This is a genomic window from Agrobacterium sp. CG160-95, assembly GCF_053521725.1.
Window position 1 is genome coordinate 644747 of sequence record NZ_JBNWDU010000003.1, and the last position, 17890, is coordinate 662636.

Consider the following 17890-nt stretch of genomic DNA (forward strand, 5'->3'; position numbering starts at 1 on the left):
GCCCTCAGTTTCCGACAACCGTCAGCGAATGCCGGCGATGATGAAATATTTTAACCGCGAAGGCTGCGAGGCCAAACGCCGCGCCGAGAAGGCTGACGACGAGCCAGTCGCCCTGCCCCCAGGCCAGTGTCGCCATCGCCGAACCTGTGGCACCCCCCAGAAACATTCCAGTCATGAAGACCGTGTTGAGACGGCTACGCGCATCGGCATCCAGGGCATAAATGATGTGCTGGTTAGAAATCAGCGCGCTCTGTATGCCGAAATCAAGCACGATGACGCCCACAACCAAGGAAGCGATCGATGCCCAGAGGCCGAAGATAAGCCAGGCGGCGATCGTCAATCCGGCGCCCATCCAGACCACGAAATGCGGTCCCCGTCTGTCGGCAACAACTCCTGCCAGAGGCGCTGCAAATATGCCGACCGCACCGACGATCCCAAACAGACCCGCGACATCCGCACCGAGCTGAAATTCTGGCCCCGCCAGATAGAGAGCGAGGATGGTCCAGAAGGCCGTGAACGACGCGAACAGAAACGCCTGGATGATGGTCGCTGCCCTCAAGGCCGGGTGGCGTTTCCATAGCTGGCCGAGCGACCGGAGCGCCTGATGATATCGCAAAGTCGAGGTTGGCCGATGATGCGGCAGGACCGCAAACATGAGGCCCGCGGCGAGCAGGGCAAGCGGTACGCCGATCCAGAACATTTCCCGCCAGCCGGCGTGTTCGCCCACAAAGCCCGAGAGGGTGCGGCTGAACAATATGCCCGACAATACGCCTGCCATGACGGTGCCGATTGTGGCGCCGCGCTTTTCGGGCGCGGCCAGCGATGCCGCAAAGGGCACGATCTGCTGGGCGACTGTCGAGCATGCTCCAACCATGACCGATGCTGCAACCAGCATCCAGGCCGTCGGCGCCAGTGCAGCCAGCGCGAGCGCGGCGGCAAGCACCACGAATTGCCCAATGATCATCCGGCGGCGATTAACGAGGTCGCCGAGCGGCAGTAAAAGGAACAACCCCAGTGCGTAACCGAGTTGCGTTGCGGTGGGCACCATGCCGGTAACTGGCTGCCGACTGAAATCCGCCTCGATGAGCCCGAGCATCGGCTGATTGTAGTAGATGTTTGCGACGGCAATACCGCCCGCGACGGCCATGGCCAGAAGCGCCACTTGTCCGATCGCATCATTGTGGGTGGCGCTTGCCGCCCCGGCTTGCATCTGTCCTGTCTTTTCCATGATACTGTTCCACCGCCAATCTTGATCTGGGCAAAATATGCTCAATCTCGTTGGCCGCACATTCGATAGACGTCTACCTGGACCTATACATCGGTCTAGGTTCGTACTGATGCGTTCGATGCTAGATTTATTGAAACACGCTGAAGGGAGACTGTGATGAGCGAGAAGCGGCCGGATGGGATAGAGCATTATACAGCGCCAGCAGGTGGCTGGGGCGCACTAAAAGCCGTTGCCAAAACCCTTGCTCACCAGCAGATCATCGCCGAGGGCGCGGCGACATTGTTAAAGGCAAACCAGCCCGAAGGCTTCGATTGTCCCGGCTGCGCCTGGCCCGATCCGAAGCACACAAGTTCGTTTGAGTTCTGCGAGAACGGAGCAAAAGCGATCACCTGGGAATCGACGGCCAAGCGGGTTGGCCCCGATTTCTTTGCCGCTCATTCGGTGACTGATCTCTGGCAATGGACCGACCACAAGCTTGAAGATCAGGGGCGCCTGACGCATCCGCTGATCTATGATCATGCCAGTGACCGCTACGTGCCGATCGAATGGGATGCCGCATTCGCGCGTATTGCCTCGGAGTTGAACGCCCTTCCCAGCCCTCATATGGCCGAGTTCTACACGTCCGGTCGTGCCTCCAACGAAGCGGCGTTTCTCTTTCAGCTCTTCGTTCGCGCCTATGGCACCAACAATTTCCCCGACTGTTCCAACATGTGCCACGAAGCCACCAGCGTCGGTCTGCCCCTGTCGATCGGTGTCGGCAAGGGCACTGTAACGCTGGAGGATTTCGATCATGCCGACGCGATCTTTTCGTTCGGGCACAATCCCGGCACCAACCATCCGCGCATGATGACGACATTACATGAGGCCTCCCGCAGGGGTGTGCCGATCGTCGTCTTTAATCCACTCAAGGAGCGGGCGCTGGAGCGGTTTGCAGCCCCCCAGGATCCGATCGAAATGGCGACGATGTCATCCACGCCGATCGCATCTGCCTATCATCAGGTTCGTACCGGCGGCGATCTTGCCGCACTCAAGGGCATGATGAAGCGCATCTTCGAGCGCGACGCGGCCGATATCGAAGCTGGCGGACCCGGCGTCATCGACCGCGATTTCATCGCGGCGCATACGATTGGCCTCGAAGCCCTGCAAGCCGATGTAGATCAGACGCAATGGCCGGAGATTATCGAGAAATCCGGCCTCTCACTGGAAGCACTCGATAGCGCCGTGGATGTCTACCTCAAGGCGAAAAACGTCATTCTCTGTTATGGCATGGGCATCACACAGCATGCCCATGGCACGGCCAATGTGCAGCAACTCGCCAATTTCCTGATGCTGCGCGGCAATATAGGCCGGCCAGGCGCCGGTATCTGTCCCCTGCGCGGCCATTCCAACGTTCAGGGCGACCGAACCGTCGGCATCACTGAAATTCCCAATGAGGCTCTTCTTGCTGGCATGGAGAAAGCCTTCGGTTTCCGCCCGTCTGGTGAAAAGGGCCATAATGCCGTGGAGGCAATCGAGGCCATCATTGAGGGCAGGTCGAAAGCGTTGGTGTGTCTTGGTGGCAATCTTGCTGTCGCCATGTCCGATCCTGAAGCGACGTTCGCGGGCATGCGGAAACTCGATATGGCCGTTCATCTTGCGACAAAGCTCAATCGCTCGCATCTGCTGCTGGCAAAGACATCGATCCTCCTGCCGGTTCTGGGCCGAACGGATCTGGATATTCAGGCGACAGGGCGCCAATCCGTCACGGTAGAGGATTCCATGTCGATGGTGCACGCGTCGCGCGGTTTCCTCAAACCGCCAAGCGATGAGTTGCGCTCGGAACCCTGGATCGTTGCCGGCATGGCCAAGGCGACGCTAGGTAACCGGCACGACATCGACTGGGACGGCATGGCCGGCGACTATGAGCAGATCCGCGACAAGATCGAAATCGTATTTCCCGATTTTCATGATTTCAATACGCGCGTGAAAACGCCCGGAGGCTTCCGGCTCACTGTCGCGGCTTCTGATCGTGTGTGGAATACGCCGTCCGGCAAGGCCGAATTTCTCGTCGCACCGGGCCTTGATGAGGACACACGCTTGCACGACCCCGAAGCCCTTTTGCTGACCACCTTGCGCAGTCATGACCAGTACAACACCACCATATACAGCCTCGACGACCGCTACCGTGGTGTCTACGGCCGCCGCGACGTCATCTTCATGAACCAGCGGGACCTTGAAACGCGGGGACTAAGAGACGGAGACCTCATCGATGTCGAAGCAATTTGCGGGAGTGGCGCCAAAACCGCTACCGGATTTACCGCCGTTGCCTACAATATTCCGCCCGGCTCGGTAGCAGGTTATTACCCCGAAATGAACCAGGTCATTGCCCTCGCAGACTACGACAGGAAATCCGGGACCCCAGCATATAAGGGCGTTCCAGTGAGGATACGCCGATCCACGTAACCGAGCTTTATTTTACCAAACAATCCGGGCCAGCTTCCCAGAAACAGAAGCTTCGTTGCAGCCAGCGACAAGATGTCGGCGGCGAAGGACGGAAAATTAGGTAGCCGATACGACGTGTTCCTTGTGTTGAGCGCATTATTAATGATAAGCGTCAGCAATACTCTCAATCCATGATAATATCCAACATCATGGAGACGGCGCCGTCGAAAGGGTTCTGACATGCGGATCACCAAGGAAAAGAAGCAGGAAAATCATGACCGGATTGTTGCGATTGCATCCGGGATGTTTCGCGAACGAGGGTTCGATGGCGTTGGCGTGGCTGACCTGATGGAGGGTGCGGGCCTGACCCATGGTGGATTTTACAACCACTTCGTCTCGAAGGAGGCGCTCATAGCAGAAACCTCCGCCAAAGGGTTTTCCGAAACGTTGGCACGCTATGCCGGGTATGATTTGGGCGAGATGATCGACGCCTACATCTCGCGCACGCATCGTGATGCGCGTGGCCAAGGCTGCACGGCCGCTGCACTGAGCGGGGAAGCAGCGCGGCTGCCAAACGAAACCAGAGCTGTTTTCGGCGAAGGCATCGAGCGCCTTGTTGACGCACTGGAGAGCAATCTTGCGGCGAACCAGCCCGCCGGCTCAAATGCCCGCACGCAAGCCATCAGCATTATGGCGCAAGCTGTCGGGGCCATCGTGCTATCGCGGGCCTGCCCGGACGCATCGGCCCTGGCGGATGAAATTCTCGATATTTGCCGCGCCGATTGCCGGGCCTCTGTCGAAAATGGCGGGCGGGAGCAATAGGGCCGCAGCCATGCGGCCCCATCTCCTGCAAAATACGAACTCAGTCTGCGACCTTCACAACGACCTTGCCCCTGGCGCGCCCGGTCTCTACATGGGCCAAGGCCTCCGCCGTCTGAGCAAAGGGAAATACCTTGTCCACGACCGGACGGATCACGCCGGCGTCGATCAGCTTGGCGATCTGGGCAAGTTGTTGCCCTTCCGCGCGCATAAACAGGAAGGAATACAAGACGCCCCGGCTTTTCGCCTTCTTCAGCACGCCCCGGCTCAGCATCCGTACCACCAAGCGCAGGAACAGGTTCAGCCCCAGAGATCTGGCAAAGGGAACATCCGGCGGCCCCGAGATCGATATCAACCGACCACCCGGTTTCAGAACATTCAGCGACTTGGCCAGCGTCTTGGCATCCTGACTGTTCAGCACCAGATCATAACCGGATAGCACCTGTTCGAAATCCTGCGTCCTGTAGTCGATCACCACATCGGCGCCGAGGCTTTTGACCAGGTCAATATTCTTGGCACTAGTCGTGGTGGCCACCGTGGCGCCGAGATGCTTGGCAAGCTGGATGGCAAAGGTCCCAACCCCACCGGAACCAGCCTGAATGAACACTTTCTGGCCGGGCTTGACCTTGCCGACCTCCACCAGCGCCTGCCAGGCGGTCAGTCCAACCAGCGGTATCGATGCGGCCTGCTCCATCGAAAGGCTGGCGGGCTTCAGCGCTACGTCGGCGGCGTCAATTGCGATGAACTCTGCAAAGGTACCGGCCCGGTGATCCCTCGGACGGGCGTAAACCTCGTCCCCAGCCTTGAATTGCCGCACATTCGCGCCCACGCTTACAACCGTTCCGGCTAGATCGTGACCCAGAATAAAGGGCGGGCGATAGGGCAGGAACAGCTTGAACTCGCCGTCCCTCACCTTGGAATCCAGAAGGTTGATCGCCGTGGCCTGAATGCGAACCAGAACATCATTCGCGCCCATCCGGGGCTCGGGCATGTCTGCCAGACGCAAGGCGCCCTTCTTTTTGTATTTGTCGACGACGAAGGCTTTCACGGACGTTCTCCAGTGTAAAAATATTATCGGCTCAGATGGCTAAAAAAGCCAAGGCTTTCAGCGCGAACTGAGCATGTTGTTGGAAGGCCCTGCCGTGGCCGTCATTCTCGCTCACGCGATGTTGAATTGCTTGCGCAAGGTTCGATCAAACAGCGCGCGCGGCAGGAAACGCCGGGCAAACGAGGTCTGCCGGGCCGCCTTGCCGGAGGGGTAGCGCAACCGCGGCGCCTTGTCCTGCGCCGCCATCAGGATGGTGGCCGCAACATCATCCGCCGTGTCGCCGGTCGCCATGGCCAAGTCAAACGCCGTGCGGTATCTGGCCAATGTCTGGCCATAGGCTGCAACCGGACGGTCGCCTTGCGGAGAATTGGCCTCGATCGAGGTTTTCGTTGCCCAAGGCTCGATCACGGCGACACGGATGCCGAACTGGCGAACCTCATGGTCCAGCGATTCCGAATAGCCCTCAATGGCGTGCTTGCTGGCCGAGTAATAGGCTCCAAAAGGACCGGGTATTAAGCCCAGGACAGAGCCGATGTTCAATATCCTGCCATAGCCCTGTTGGCGCATCATCGGCAACACGGCATTGGTCACCCGAACGACACCCAGAAAATTGGTTTCAAACAGCGAACGAACCTGATCCACCGAGCTTTCTTCGGCCGCCCCGGACAGGGCGTAACCGGCATTGTTGACCAGAAGGTCGATACGGCCAAGTTCCTGATGTGCCAGCGCCACGGCATCCGAGACAGACAAATCGGAAGTCACGTCACAAGCAATCATCCGAATGCCATCACGTATCTCGCCAGGTGCGGCCTTACGACTCGTGCCAATCACCCGGTAGCCTGCCCGGGCCAGAGCCGTGGCGGCCGCCTTGCCAATCCCACTGGAAGCCCCGGTCACAAAGGCAGTCTTCTGTCTTTTAGTAGCAAACGTCGCCATAGCGTCTTTCTCTCTTTTCGGTATCACCATGGATTGCCGCCAAGGCATATGGTTTTACGACACTAATTTTATGATGATTTCCGTCATCATTGATGATTTTTAATGATATATATCATCATTAAAGTCAAGCGTGACTTTCAGACGGCGAGGGAAAGGGTAACCCTTCAGTGTCGGGACCCGGCACCAATCCGCAACGGATCAGGCACAGCACACTGATTTGATGGGGCCGCACCAGCGAGCGACCCCAAAAGTAGTCAACGCCCGGCAGCTGCCGCCAAAGAGGGGTAATCGATATAACCCGCAGCACCGCCACCGTAGAGCGTAGCCGGGTTTATCTCTGCCAACGGCGCATCGCTTTTCAATCGTTCAACCAAATCGGGATTGGCAATGAACGGCCGGCCGAAGGCGATCAGATCCGCCAGGCCCTCGGTAAGATGCGAAGTCGCCAGTTCGAGGTCATAGCCGTTGTTGGCGATATAGGTCTTGCTGAAGCGACGGCGCAATGATCCGAAGTCGAATGGCGCGACATCGCGCCGCCCACCTGTGGCACCCTCGACGACATGAATGTACACGATGCCAAGGGCTTCGAGCTGATCGACGATGTAATCGAACTGCGCCTGCGGATCAGTACTCGAAATGCCATTGGCGGGCGAGACCGGCGAGATGCGGATGCCGGTGCGTGCAGCGCCGATTTCCTGGACAACCGCGGCCGTGACTTCCAGCATGAGGCGCGCACGGTTTTCGACAGAGCCGCCATAGGCGTCTGTGCGAACATTGGCACCGTCCTTGGCGAACTGATCAAGCAGATAGCCGTTGGCCCCGTGGATCTCGACACCATCGAAACCAGCCTCGATGGCGTTGGCTGCTGCCTGACGGAAATCGTCGACGATCCCAGGAAGCTCTTCCAGTTCAAGGGCACGGGGTTGCGAAACGTCCACGAAGGCATTGTTGACGAACGTCTTTGTCTCGGCGCGGATGGCTGAAGGGGCAACTGGCGCTGCGCCGTTCGGCTGGAGATCAACATGGCTGATGCGACCGACGTGCCAGAGCTGGAGGAATATATGGCCACCCTTCTCGTGCACCGCACTGGTGACCTTGCGCCAGCCTTCGATCTGCGCCTGGGTATAGATACCGGGCGTGTCCTGGTATCCCTGCCCCTGCTGTGATATTTGCGTGGCCTCGGAAATGATGAGCCCGGCAGAAGCACGCTGGCCGTAATATTCAGCCGTCAGGTCACCTGCGACAAAGCCCGAACCGGCGCGATTGCGCGTCAGGGGCGCCATGACGATCCGGTTGGAAAGCGTCAAGGAGCCGAGCGTATAGGGTTCGAAAAGCGTCTTTTTAGTCATGATTTACCTATGTGTTGCCGCCGCAGCGGTATGGGTTGCGCGGTCTGCTCAAGCGACGGTGCGGTACCGTTCGGCTGGCAGCGCATTGCCGAAGTTGGCCAGCATGGTCTTGCGCGCAGCTTCAAAGGCTTCCCACTGACCGGCATCGGGAAGCGGCGGGATGGTCACCGGCTCGCGACGGTCGAAGCCGACCAGCGCCGCATCCACAAGGTCGCCCACTTCCATGACGTTGTTCAGTGCGTTGACGTCGGCGCCGACATGGTCCCAGATTTCGGTTCGTGTCGTGGCGGGAAGAACAGCCTGAACGTAGACGCCCTTCGGTCCAAGCTCGAGGCTAAGCCCCTGAGACAGGAAGAGGACAAAGGCCTTGGTTGCGCCGTAGACCGTCATGCCGAACTCCGGCGCCAGACCAACCACGGAGCCGATGTTGACGATTGCACCCTCACCTTTCTTGACGAGTCGAGGGGCAATTGCGCTGGCAAGGCGAACGAGTGCAGTCGAGTTGAGTGCAACAAGCCGGGCCATGTCGTCGGTGCTCTGATCGATGAACGTTCCACCGATGGCCGTTCCGGCATTATTGACGAGGATGCCGATGCTGTCATCGTCGCGCAGTCTCGTCTCTACTTTCCCAACATCGGCGAGTTGCGTGAGATCCGCCTGGACGATGTCTATGGCCACGCCGGTTTCCTGTCGCAGACGGCTTGCAACGGCCTCCATTCGCGCCACGTCACGGGCGACCAGCACGAGATCGTGGCCGCGCCGCGCAAACCGATCGGCATAGGTTGCACCAATACCGGTGGAGGCGCCGGTGATGAGGACTGCAGGATTTGTGCTCATAGGATTGCTCTTTTCTGTGATGGAACCTATATTCATGACAATCGTCATGATTGGATTTAAATATGATAGCCATCATGTAAATGTCAACGACCATGTTGGGAGAATTGTGAAAATGAAGGTCAGCCGAGAACAGATGGCGGAAAACCGTCGCCGGATTCTGGATGTCGCCAGCCGGCTGTTTCGCGACAAGGGGTTCGATGCCGTCAGCGTTGCGGAGGTGATGAAGGCAGCCGGTCTTACTCACGGCGGCTTTTATGGACATTTCAGTTCAAAAGACGATCTGGTCGCGGAGACCCTTGCCCACGCCCTTGCTTCAGATAGCGTCGGAGGAGGCAATTTCAGCGATTTCGTCAAATCCTATCTTGCGCCTCGCCATCGCGACAACGCTGCCGGTGGCTGCCCAACCGCCGGTCTCGCTGCAGCAATTCGCCACCAGACGCCGCCGGCGCGCTCCGCCATGACAGAAGGCCTTCGTGCGCAGATCAGCCGGATCGAAAGGGCACTCCCGCAACTGGACCCGGCAGATCGCCGGCGCACAGCGATAGGAAGCTGGGCGGCCATGGTTGGGGCGGTCATACTCGCCCGGGCAATCGACGATCCGGAACTATCGGACGAGATTCTGGAACAGACGCACGCATGGATCGATAACAGCATCAGTTAGTCCGCAAAAAACGACGAAGCGTACCGGCATGACCCTCCCACGGAACCTTCATCCAAATGCGATTGGAGGTTCTGCGTTTTTCAACATTCCATTTGGCGCGGTGTGGCAAATCGGTGGGAAAGCGAAGCTTTGATCTCCCGCAGCATTGGAGCCGGGCGCAGTGATGATCCCGGCATAGGCTGCCGGGGTCTGGTATCCGTGCTACTAGTCCGGGCGGAAGATCGGTCCGGATGTGGATAAGATGGAAAATCCCAGCCTTTCAACGGTGCTCGGCCAGATGGTGTGAGGCCACGCATTGTTCGGCTCCTGCTGCCCTTAAATGCCGCCGTCACATCACGCTTCAGGTTTGAGCCGGCACGCATGGACGCCCCTACTCTGCCGCGAGCGCCAGTGGCTGCCCTACGTGCTCGACCGTCTCTTTTTCGGCACCCGCCTTGGGTGGCTTGATCCGGAACCAGACAGCATAGAGAGCCGGAAGGAAGAGCAGGATCATCACCGTGCCTGCTGCCGTTCCACCGATCAGGGTATAGGCCATCGACCCCCAAAATACTGAGTGGGTCAGAGGTATGAACGCCAGGATCGCCGCGAGAGCCGTCAGGATCACGGGTCGTGTCCGCTGCACTGTCGCTTCGATAACGGCATGATAGTCATCAAGCCCCGCCGCCTGGTTCTCCTTGATTTGCTCTGTCAGGATAAGCGTGTTGCGCATCAGGATACCCGCCAGTCCGATCAAGCCGAGAATGGCGTTGAAGCCGAAAGGCTGATTGAACAGGAGCAGGGTCGGAACCACCCCGGCAAGACCAAGCGGCGCTGTCAGCATCACCATTGTCATTGTCGAGAGACTGCGAACCTGCAGAATGATGACGATCAGCATGGCAGCAATCATCACCGGGAAAACCTGAGCGAGTGCCGTATTCGCCTTGAGAGACTCCTCGATGTTGCCGCCCATCTCGATACGATATCCAACGGGAAGCGACGCGATGAGTGGCTGCAGAGCTTTCATAACCTGTTGGGAAACCTCCGGAGGCTGCGTCGCCTCGTTGATATCAGACCTGATCGTGATGACAGGCGTGCGGTCACGACGCTTCAGGATAGGTTCTTCAAACCGGATTTCGGAGTGCCCGAGTTGATCCAGCGGAACCTGACGGCCATCCCTGCTCATCAGAGAGAAATCGGCAAGACGTGACGGATCGAGGCGGTTTTCGCCAGCACTGCGAGCGACGACGGGCACGTTGCGGATATTGTCGCGCACCTGCGTAACGGGGATGCCGGAGAGCAGCATCTGCAATTGCTGGGCTGCCTCCGATGGAGAAAGACCAATCAGATTGAGCCGCTCCTGGTCGGGCACAAATCGCAGAACGGGTGTTCGGTTGCCCCAGTCACGGTTGGCTTGGCGAACATCGGGGATAGTCTTCATGATCGCCAGAGCCTGCTCAGAAATCCTGTAGAGTTCATCCTGATCGGGACCCATGATCCGGAACTCGACCGGGAACGGCGTGTAAGGACCAAACACAAGCTGGGTGACGCGGACGGACGCTTCAGGAACAAGACCCTCCGAAATAGCTGCACGAAGGCGATGCTTCAGTTCTTCACGTGCGTGGGCATCGGGTGTGAGCACGACGACCTTGGCGAAGGCAGGGTCAGGTAGTTCCGGTGCCATGGCAAAGAAGAACCGGGGTGCGCCCTGCCCTACGTACGACGTGACGATATTGGTCTCAGGCTGAGTTTGCAGCCAGTCCTCGACTTTCTTCACCGCAGATGCCGTCGCCTCGATGCTTGTGCCCTCGGGCATGCGCACCTCAACCAGCACCTCAGGCCGATCCGATGTCGGGAAAAACTGTTGTTTCACGCCGCCCATTCCAACGACCGAAACGGCCATGGAAATGCCGACCACGGCGCAGACCATGAACTTATGGCGGACAGCGAACTCGATGACGGAGCGCAGACGGCGATAATTCGGCGTGTCATAGATGGCGTGATGACCGCCCTCGACCGGCTTGATGTTGGGCAACATCTTCACACCGAGATAGGGCGTGAAGGTGACGGCGACGATCCAGGATACGATGAGCGCAAAGCCCACGACCCAGAAGATGTTACCGGCATATTCGCCTGCGGTCGACTTGGCAAAACCCACGGGCATCAGCCCGATGATCGTGACCAGCGTGCCGGACAGCATCGGCGCTGCCGTATGGCTCCAGGCATAGGCGGCCGCCTTGATGCGGTCCATGCCCTCCTCCATCTTCACCACCATCACTTCGATGGCAATGATGGCATCGTCAACTAGAAGGCCAAGCGCGAGGATCAAAGCGCCAAGCGTGATGCGGTCGAAGAAGCGCCCGGTCTCCAGCATGATGAGAAAGACCACCGCAAGGGTGAGTGGCACAGCAAGAGCGACAACAATACCAACGCGCCAGCCAAGTGCCACCAGACTGACAAACAGAACCACGCCAAGCGCCATCGCGAACTTGAGCATGAACTCGCCGACGGCTTCATCGATGTTGACGGCCTGGTCGCTGACTTTGGTAAGCGTCATCCCCAGCGGCAACGTTTGCGCAATGGCGGCAGAGCGAGCCTCAAGCGCCTTGCCGAGATCAAGACCGTTCCATCCCGCCTGCATCACCGCACCCAGCATGATTGTCGGTTCACCTTCGTGGCGGATGATATACGTGGCGGGATCCTGATAACCGCGTCGCACCTCTGCAAGATCGGAGAGCTTCAGGGTTCGTCCAGCAGCAACGATCGGCGTGTCGGCAATCGCCTGCACACTGTTGTAAGCTCCGTCGAAGCGGATAAAGACCTGTGGGCCTCGTGTGTCGATTGAACCCGCAGGCGTGACCGTGTTCTGTCGCTGCAACGCAGAAGCGATATCCTGCGCGGATATGCCGAGTGTCGCGAGCTTCGCATAGGAGAACTCGACGAAAATCTGCTCGGGGCGCTCACCGACGATGTTGATTTTCTTGACGCCAGGCACGTGCAGGAGGTCCTGGCGGATGACTTCCGCTTGCCGAACGAGATCGCGCATCGGCATTCCCTTTGCCTTCAGTGCATAGAGGCCGAAACTCACGTCAGAATATTCGTCGTTGACGAATGGGCCCATGACGCCCGGCGGGAGATTGCGGGCTTCGTCGCCAAGCTTCTTGCGCGCCTGATAGAACTCTTCTGCAACCGCACTTGCCGGCGTGTTATCCTTGAGGGTGACGGTCAGGAAAGCGTAACCTGGCCTCGTTGTGGTCTCGACGCGGTCGTACCAGGTCAGTTCCTGAATACGTTTCTCAAGCGGCTCGGCGACGAGGTCCTGCATTTCTCGCGCCGTTGCACCCGGCCAGACTGACGTGACCGTCAATGTCTTGATGGTGAAGGACGGATCCTCGGCGCGCCCCAGCTTGACGAAAGCGTAGACGCCGGCTGCGGCCAGCAGCACGATAAAGAACAAGGTGATAGCACGTTCGCGAACCGCGATGGCTGACAGGTTGAAGCGCATTAGTTTTTCACCTCTTGGCTCGAGGCAATCCTGACGGTCGCACCATCGTCGAGAAGATGCGCGCCGAGGGCAACGACCTGCTCCCCGGTCCCGATCCCCGTGACAAATGCCGTCTCCTCGCCAATCTGCTGAACTTTAATCGGGGTGAACTTCACCTTTGACGTGGCGCCGTCGACGACCCACACGCCTGTGCGATTACCGTCGTCCAGAATGGCGCCGACGGGCACGGTGACTTCCGACTGGCGTTCGGCATCCGGTGTTCTGATTGTTACAGTGGCGCCAAGCGGTGCTGAGGCCGCATCACCCTCAAGAATGTAACGCGCTTCATAGGTTCTCGTTTGAGGATCAGCCGAATCGGAGATTTGTCGCAGTCTGGCGTTTCCACTAAGCCCGTCGCTTCCATAAACACTGGCCTGTGCTTCCGATCCCACCTTAGGTCGCAGTGTCTCAGGCAGCCAGACGACCGCCTCGCGAGGGCCGGCCTTTGCGAGTTGAACAACCGTCTGGCCGGCGGCGACCACTTGTCCCGGATCACCGAGAGTTTCGACGACCGTTCCATCCGAGTCAGCAACAAGAGTGGTGTAGGTTGCCGCATTCTCGGCAACCTCCGCTTCGGCCTCGGCCGCCGCAAGCTGTGCCGTCGCTGTATCGAGAGCCGCCTTTGCCTGTTCATAACGCTGGGGCGTGGCCGCCAGGCCATTCTTGACCAGTGCCGCATAGCGCTTCTCATCGGCTTCCGCCTGAAGCAGAATAGCACGCGCTGATATGACCGAATTCCGCTTTGCTGTCAGTGCAAGCTGAAGATCGGTCTCATCAATGCGCATCAGCGGTTGGCCCTGTTTGACCTGCTGACCGACATCGACCAGCCGCTCCACGATTTTACCGGGAACGCGAAATCCGAGATTGCTTTGAACGCGCGATGCGACCGTCCCGGTGAATGACCGATCGGCCCTGCCGGTCCTTTTCGCCTCCGCAATCCTTACCAGTGGTGAAGCCGTCCTTGGGTCTGCGACCTCGGCTTCCCGTTTTGGGGTTTCAGAAACGAGGAAAAAGGCGGCGGCCCCAGCCGCTGCGACAAGACCCACGACAGTCAGGACATGTTTGCGTTTCATTGTAAGTTCTCTTCTTGACCAGCGGTGCAAATGATTTAGATTGCGATCTAAATCTATGTGCGCTATAAATGTCAAACGAAATCTAACCGGAGGTCGATATGAGAGTGAGCCGGGCACAAGCCGAGGAAAATCGGGAGACGGTGATCAACGTTGCCAGCCGTCTGTTTCGCGAGCACGGATTCGATGGCATTGGCCTGAAAGATTTGATGAAGGGTGCAGGACTCACCCAAGGCGGGTTCTACAAGCAATTTGCATCGAAGGACGATCTTGCAGCCCAGGCTTCGAGGCGCGCGATGGAAAGCGCTACACGCAGATGGTCTGAAGCGGCTGCGGACAGTTCCGATCCTCTCGAAGCAGTGATGGCGTTCTATCTGTCCAAGGACCACCGTGGAGAAAAGGCAGAAGGCTGCCCCCTGGTGGCACTGGGGTCGGACGCTACTCGGCAGAGTGAAGAAGTCAGGCGTCCATTCGAGGATGGGATACGCGCTCACTTCGAGGTGCTCAATGAACTGCTTGATGACACCAGAAGCTCCAATCCCAGCGGCAAAGCGATGGCGATCCTGTCTCTCATGGTCGGCGCCGTTACCCTGTCGCGGATCATGGAAGACGAGAATACGTCTCAAGGAATCCTCGACGCAGCGGCGGAGGAAATCAGGCGCATCGCAGGCGCTGATCATGCGGCCTGAGGATCGCGCTCGGTAGCTAGGGAAAACAAAAGCCAAACGCAGTCGCCGCGTCGGGTTCGGGCGGATGCGATTTAGGCACTGCATATCCGGAGAACAGGCCCTGACCGCACCGTCGGTCGGGATGCCGAAGGCATGCCAATTTAAACGAAGAACAGGTGTAAAACATGCGTCGTATCGTTGTCACAGGAATGGGAGCTGTCAGTCCCCTTGGAGCGAATGTCGGTATCTCCTGGTCGCGCCTGCTCGCGGGTCGAAGTGGCATTCGACGGCTGGGTGACGACGTGGTGGCGGACCTTCCATCGAAAATCGGGGGCATTGTCCCCTCATTGATGGAAGATCCCGAGGGCGGCTTCGATCCCGACACCATTGTGGCTCCGAAGGACCAACGCAAGGTCGACCGTTTTATCATATTTGCACTGGCAGCCGCGGAAGAAGCGCTTGCACAAGCAAACTGGAAGCCGACCTCGAATGAGGAACGGCTGAGGACCGCGACGATTATCGCGTCCGGTATAGGCGGCTTTCCTGCGATAACCGAAGCGGTCCGCACCGTCGATCAACGCGGTGTCCGTCGCCTTTCGCCCTTCACCATACCGTCGTTCCTGGTCAATCTCGCAGCCGGGCATGTCTCAATCCGTCATGGCTTCAAAGGCCCTCTCGGTGCACCGGTAACCGCGTGCGCCGCCGGCGTTCAGGCAATTGGCGATGCGGCGAGGCTTATTCGATCAAATGAAGCCGAAATTGCGATATGCGGCGGAACAGAAGCCTGCATGAACATCGTCAGCCTCGGGGGTTTTGCAGCCGCCAGATCTCTGTCGACTGCTTTCAACGAAACACCAGACAAGGCATCGCGCCCCTTCGACACATCACGCGATGGCTTCGTCATGGGCGAAGGAGCGGGCATGCTTGTCATTGAATCCCTGAGCCATGCGCTTGCTCGCGGCGCTACACCAATTGCCGAACTCGTCGGATACGGCACGACAGCCGACGCTCATCACATCACGTCAGGACCAGAAGACGGGAACGGTGCCAAAAGAGCCATGGAGATCGCCATTGCGCAGGCAGGCATTTCCCCCCGCGAAATAGGTCATCTGAATGCCCACGCCACCTCGACCCCGGTCGGAGACCTCGGCGAAATCAGGGCCATCAAAAGTATCTTTGGTTCCGAGAAGACTGTCGCTGTCAGCGGGACGAAGTCAGCGACAGGACACCTACTTGGCGCGGCTGGAGGATTGGAAGCAATCTTCACCATTCTAGCACTCCAGCACCAGATTGCGCCGCCAACTCTCAACCTGAATGCTCCGGATCCGGAAGCCGAAGGCATCGATTTTGTGGCGAACCACGCGCGCCAATTAGACGCTGAATTCGCAATATCCAATGGTTTCGGTTTTGGCGGTGTCAATGCGAGCGCAGTGTTCCGGCGGTGGCCGAAGGCAAACGGCGCTGGCTGAGGATCACCGTCGCGCCACCACACTCTGAAACTGTTTCGCTTGGGACTTGAACGTCAATGAACCAGACCTTGGGCACGACACCGGACATACTGCACCTCAAACCGAGGATTGCCGTTATAGGCGTCGGCGGCGGTGGTGGTAATGCGGTCAACAACATGATGGCGCAGAAGCTGCAAGGGGTAGAATTCATTGCAGCAAACACCGATGCGCAAGCTCTCTCCATGTCTAAAGCCCCACGAGTTGTTCAACTCGGCCTGATCGCGACTGGCGGGCTTGGGGCCGGATCACTCGCCGAGATCGGACAAGCGGCGGCCGAAGAAACGATCGACGAAATCATGGACCATCTGACCGGGATGCATATGTGTTTCGTGACCGCGGGCATGGGGGGCGGCACTGGAACGGGCGCCGCGCCTGTTATAGCTCGAGCTGCGCGGAAGGCCGGAATACTGACGGTCGGCGTGGTAACCATGCCATTCGCATTTGAGGGCATACATCGAATGCGAATGGCCCAACACGGGGTAGAGTGTCTAGCCGAAAGCGCGGATGCCGTGATCGTGATCCCAAATCAGAACCTTTTCCGGGTGGCAGATGCCACAACGACGTTTGCTGAGGCTTTCGAAATGGCGGATCGGGTTCTTTATGCAGGCGTCAGCTCCGTCGTCGATCTGATTGTCAGGGAAGGGCTTATCAATCTCGATTTCGCCGACCTAAGGTCAGTGATGCGCGGTATGGGCCGAGCTGTGATGGGCACGGGAGAAGCGGCAGGCGAAGGCCGTGCAAGAGCTGCCGCCGAAGCAGCGATTGCTAATCCGCTTTTTGACGACACATCGGTCAAAGGTGCCAAAGGGCTCCTCGTCTCGATTTCCGGTGGACCGGACATGACGCTGTTCGATGTGGACGAAGCAGCCACGCGCGTGCGCGAAGAGGTCGACGCTAACGCCTATGTCGTGATCGGCGCGACGTTCGACGATGCGCTTGCGGGTCGACTGAAAGTGTCCGTTGTCGCGAGCGGATTGCGGCAACCGGCAGAGGTGATCTTTCTTGCGGAGCGCACGGGGTGAGCCTGCTCCTTTGCACCCTCGAGCGAGCATGTCCTTGAAGACTTGAGAGTGCCTGCGTGTCTGCTACCGCCCGGCCCAAGATAGGGCGACATAGAAAATTCCAGTGAAATCGATCGAGAGAAAACAGCACATGCTGAAGCACTTCTTAGAAAAATGGCGTCTATGGGAAGAAGCATTCCTCGGTATCGATGATTTGCAGGGGGACTATCTCCTCTCCTTGGAAGAGCGCGTGGCTCGGCTCGAGGCAGCTACGGAGGCGCTAGATAGAAAACGCCTGCCTGCGACCTTGCCCAAATCTGCCGAAACAACGCCACGTCGGTGACGCGGAAACCCTGATCACAAAGTGAATGCCGCTCTGAGCGCTTGAAGTGCTTGTTCCGGCTCGTGTTTTACAAAGGCCTAGGTGCACGCTATCAGAGCCCCACGTGGCTATACCGCCAGCAATTCATTTGCGGTATCCAAGGCCCTAAACGCAAAGTGCCCTCTGGGATGGGAGGGCTTTGATGTTGATAGTCTTGAAGATATTGGTTGCGGGGGCAGGATTTGAACCTGCGGCCTTCAGGTTATGAGCCTGACGAGCTACCGGGCTGCTCCACCCCGCGTTACCAGCGTAAATCCCTATGGGATTTATCGCGACCAGCGTAAATCCGTATTGGATTTATCGCGACTGCATCACAGGGACGCTGTGATGTATAGTTCCGGACCAAATTGCCGAAGGCGATTTGTCTCCTTTAAGGGACGCACGTTGCGTTTTCCTTATGTTTTCATGTTCCGCAATGCAAAAAGGCCGCTTTGAGCGGCCC

At 58.4% G+C, this 17890-nt stretch carries 14 protein-coding genes, 1 tRNA gene and 1 pseudogene; 7 read left to right on the forward strand and 9 right to left on the reverse strand.

From position 1 onward, the window contains the following. Positions 1 to 4 precede the first annotated feature (4 nt). Positions 5 to 1228, reverse strand: a complete 1224-nt coding sequence (locus tag ACQZ63_RS14290; protein ID WP_038494749.1) for an MFS transporter — start codon at positions 1226 to 1228, stop codon at positions 5 to 7. Positions 1229 to 1384: 156 nt separating this feature from the next. On the opposite strand from ACQZ63_RS14290, the gene ACQZ63_RS14295 reads away from it, so the two are divergent. Continuing rightward, positions 1385 to 3670 carry an FdhF/YdeP family oxidoreductase gene (locus ACQZ63_RS14295; RefSeq protein ID WP_115064512.1) on the forward strand — a complete coding sequence of 762 codons (2286 nt, stop codon included), beginning with the start codon at positions 1385 to 1387 and terminating at the stop codon, positions 3668 to 3670. A gap of 219 nt (positions 3671 to 3889) precedes the next feature. After that, positions 3890 to 4471 carry a TetR/AcrR family transcriptional regulator gene (locus tag ACQZ63_RS14300; RefSeq protein WP_003519268.1) on the forward strand — a complete coding sequence of 194 codons (582 nt, stop codon included), beginning with the start codon at positions 3890 to 3892 and terminating at the stop codon, positions 4469 to 4471. Between the two features lie 40 nt (positions 4472 to 4511). Here the strand turns inward: ACQZ63_RS14300 and ACQZ63_RS14305 are convergent, their stop codons facing one another. The 4 genes from ACQZ63_RS14305 to ACQZ63_RS14320 all read right to left on the reverse strand — a co-directional run bounded on the left by ACQZ63_RS14305 (position 4512) and on the right by ACQZ63_RS14320 (position 8638). Next, a complete protein-coding gene (locus ACQZ63_RS14305) occupies positions 4512 to 5516 on the reverse strand; it encodes an NADP-dependent oxidoreductase (RefSeq protein WP_112401699.1) in 1005 nt (334 codons plus the stop codon). 111 nt (positions 5517 to 5627) lie between these two features. After that, positions 5628 to 6452, reverse strand: a complete 825-nt coding sequence (locus ACQZ63_RS14310) for an oxidoreductase (RefSeq protein WP_003519271.1) — start codon at positions 6450 to 6452, stop codon at positions 5628 to 5630. A 254-nt stretch (positions 6453 to 6706) separates the two neighbouring features. Then, entirely contained in the window at positions 6707 to 7801 is a 1095-nt protein-coding gene (locus tag ACQZ63_RS14315; protein WP_003519272.1) for an alkene reductase, read from the reverse strand. A 48-nt stretch (positions 7802 to 7849) separates the two neighbouring features. Then, positions 7850 to 8638, reverse strand: a complete 789-nt coding sequence (locus ACQZ63_RS14320) for an SDR family NAD(P)-dependent oxidoreductase (protein WP_448799294.1) — start codon at positions 8636 to 8638, stop codon at positions 7850 to 7852. A gap of 112 nt (positions 8639 to 8750) precedes the next feature. Between ACQZ63_RS14320 and ACQZ63_RS14325 the strand changes: the two genes are divergently transcribed. After that, complete coding sequence (locus ACQZ63_RS14325; protein ID WP_003519274.1) at positions 8751 to 9299, forward strand: TetR/AcrR family transcriptional regulator; 549 nt, start codon at positions 8751 to 8753, stop codon at positions 9297 to 9299. Between the two features lie 48 nt (positions 9300 to 9347). On the opposite strand, the pseudogene ACQZ63_RS14330 reads toward ACQZ63_RS14325, so the two are convergent. The 3 genes and pseudogenes from ACQZ63_RS14330 to ACQZ63_RS14340 form a co-directional block, all read right to left on the reverse strand. Then, positions 9348 to 9497, reverse strand: a pseudogene (locus ACQZ63_RS14330) (IS3 family transposase); the annotation flags it as partial. Between the two features lie 172 nt (positions 9498 to 9669). Continuing rightward, the gene (locus tag ACQZ63_RS14335; protein ID WP_111801726.1) at positions 9670 to 12780 is read right to left on the reverse strand and encodes an efflux RND transporter permease subunit; all 3111 of its coding nucleotides are present in this window, start codon (positions 12778 to 12780) and stop codon (positions 9670 to 9672) included. Beyond that, positions 12780 to 13892, reverse strand: coding sequence for an efflux RND transporter periplasmic adaptor subunit (locus tag ACQZ63_RS14340; RefSeq protein ID WP_111802152.1), 1113 nt, complete (start codon positions 13890 to 13892; stop codon positions 12780 to 12782). The genes ACQZ63_RS14335 and ACQZ63_RS14340 overlap by 1 nt, the downstream gene beginning before the upstream one ends. A gap of 98 nt (positions 13893 to 13990) precedes the next feature. Here ACQZ63_RS14340 and ACQZ63_RS14345 point away from each other — a divergent pair, with 98 nt between their 5' ends. The 4 genes from ACQZ63_RS14345 to ACQZ63_RS14360 all read left to right on the forward strand — a co-directional run bounded on the left by ACQZ63_RS14345 (position 13991) and on the right by ACQZ63_RS14360 (position 17409). Beyond that, a complete protein-coding gene (locus ACQZ63_RS14345; RefSeq protein WP_003519277.1) occupies positions 13991 to 14578 on the forward strand; it encodes a TetR/AcrR family transcriptional regulator in 588 nt (195 codons plus the stop codon). A 164-nt stretch (positions 14579 to 14742) separates the two neighbouring features. Beyond that, on the forward strand, positions 14743 to 16026 hold the full coding sequence (fabF, locus tag ACQZ63_RS14350; RefSeq protein ID WP_025595181.1) for a beta-ketoacyl-ACP synthase II: 1284 nt from the start codon (positions 14743 to 14745) through the stop codon (positions 16024 to 16026). Positions 16027 to 16082: 56 nt separating this feature from the next. Beyond that, positions 16083 to 17087, forward strand: coding sequence for a cell division protein FtsZ (gene ftsZ / locus ACQZ63_RS14355; RefSeq protein ID WP_448799295.1), 1005 nt, complete (start codon positions 16083 to 16085; stop codon positions 17085 to 17087). Between the two features lie 103 nt (positions 17088 to 17190). Beyond that, positions 17191 to 17409: a hypothetical protein gene (locus ACQZ63_RS14360; protein ID WP_236735685.1), complete on the forward strand. Its 219-nt coding sequence runs from the start codon at positions 17191 to 17193 to the stop codon at positions 17407 to 17409. 203 nt (positions 17410 to 17612) lie between these two features. Here ACQZ63_RS14360 and ACQZ63_RS14365 read toward each other — a convergent pair. Next, positions 17613 to 17689, reverse strand: a tRNA-Met gene (locus ACQZ63_RS14365). Positions 17690 to 17890: the final 201 nt, after the last annotated feature.

Coding starts and splice junctions, on each gene's coding strand:
- ACQZ63_RS14290 (WP_038494749.1), bottom strand. CDS start 1,228: ATGGAAAAGACAGGACAGATGCAAGCCGGGGCGGCAAGCGCCACCCAC.
- ACQZ63_RS14295 (WP_115064512.1), top strand. CDS start 1,385: ATGAGCGAGAAGCGGCCGGATGGGATAGAGCATTATACAGCGCCAGCA.
- ACQZ63_RS14300 (WP_003519268.1), top strand. CDS start 3,890: ATGCGGATCACCAAGGAAAAGAAGCAGGAAAATCATGACCGGATTGTT.
- ACQZ63_RS14310 (WP_003519271.1), bottom strand. CDS start 6,452: ATGGCGACGTTTGCTACTAAAAGACAGAAGACTGCCTTTGTGACCGGG.
- ACQZ63_RS14315 (WP_003519272.1), bottom strand. CDS start 7,801: ATGACTAAAAAGACGCTTTTCGAACCCTATACGCTCGGCTCCTTGACG.
- ACQZ63_RS14320 (WP_448799294.1), bottom strand. CDS start 8,638: ATGAGCACAAATCCTGCAGTCCTCATCACCGGCGCCTCCACCGGTATT.
- ACQZ63_RS14325 (WP_003519274.1), top strand. CDS start 8,751: ATGAAGGTCAGCCGAGAACAGATGGCGGAAAACCGTCGCCGGATTCTG.
- ACQZ63_RS14335 (WP_111801726.1), bottom strand. CDS start 12,780: ATGCGCTTCAACCTGTCAGCCATCGCGGTTCGCGAACGTGCTATCACC.
- ACQZ63_RS14340 (WP_111802152.1), bottom strand. CDS start 13,892: ATGAAACGCAAACATGTCCTGACTGTCGTGGGTCTTGTCGCAGCGGCT.
- ACQZ63_RS14345 (WP_003519277.1), top strand. CDS start 13,991: ATGAGAGTGAGCCGGGCACAAGCCGAGGAAAATCGGGAGACGGTGATC.
- fabF (WP_025595181.1), top strand. CDS start 14,743: ATGCGTCGTATCGTTGTCACAGGAATGGGAGCTGTCAGTCCCCTTGGA.
- ftsZ (WP_448799295.1), top strand. CDS start 16,083: ATGAACCAGACCTTGGGCACGACACCGGACATACTGCACCTCAAACCG.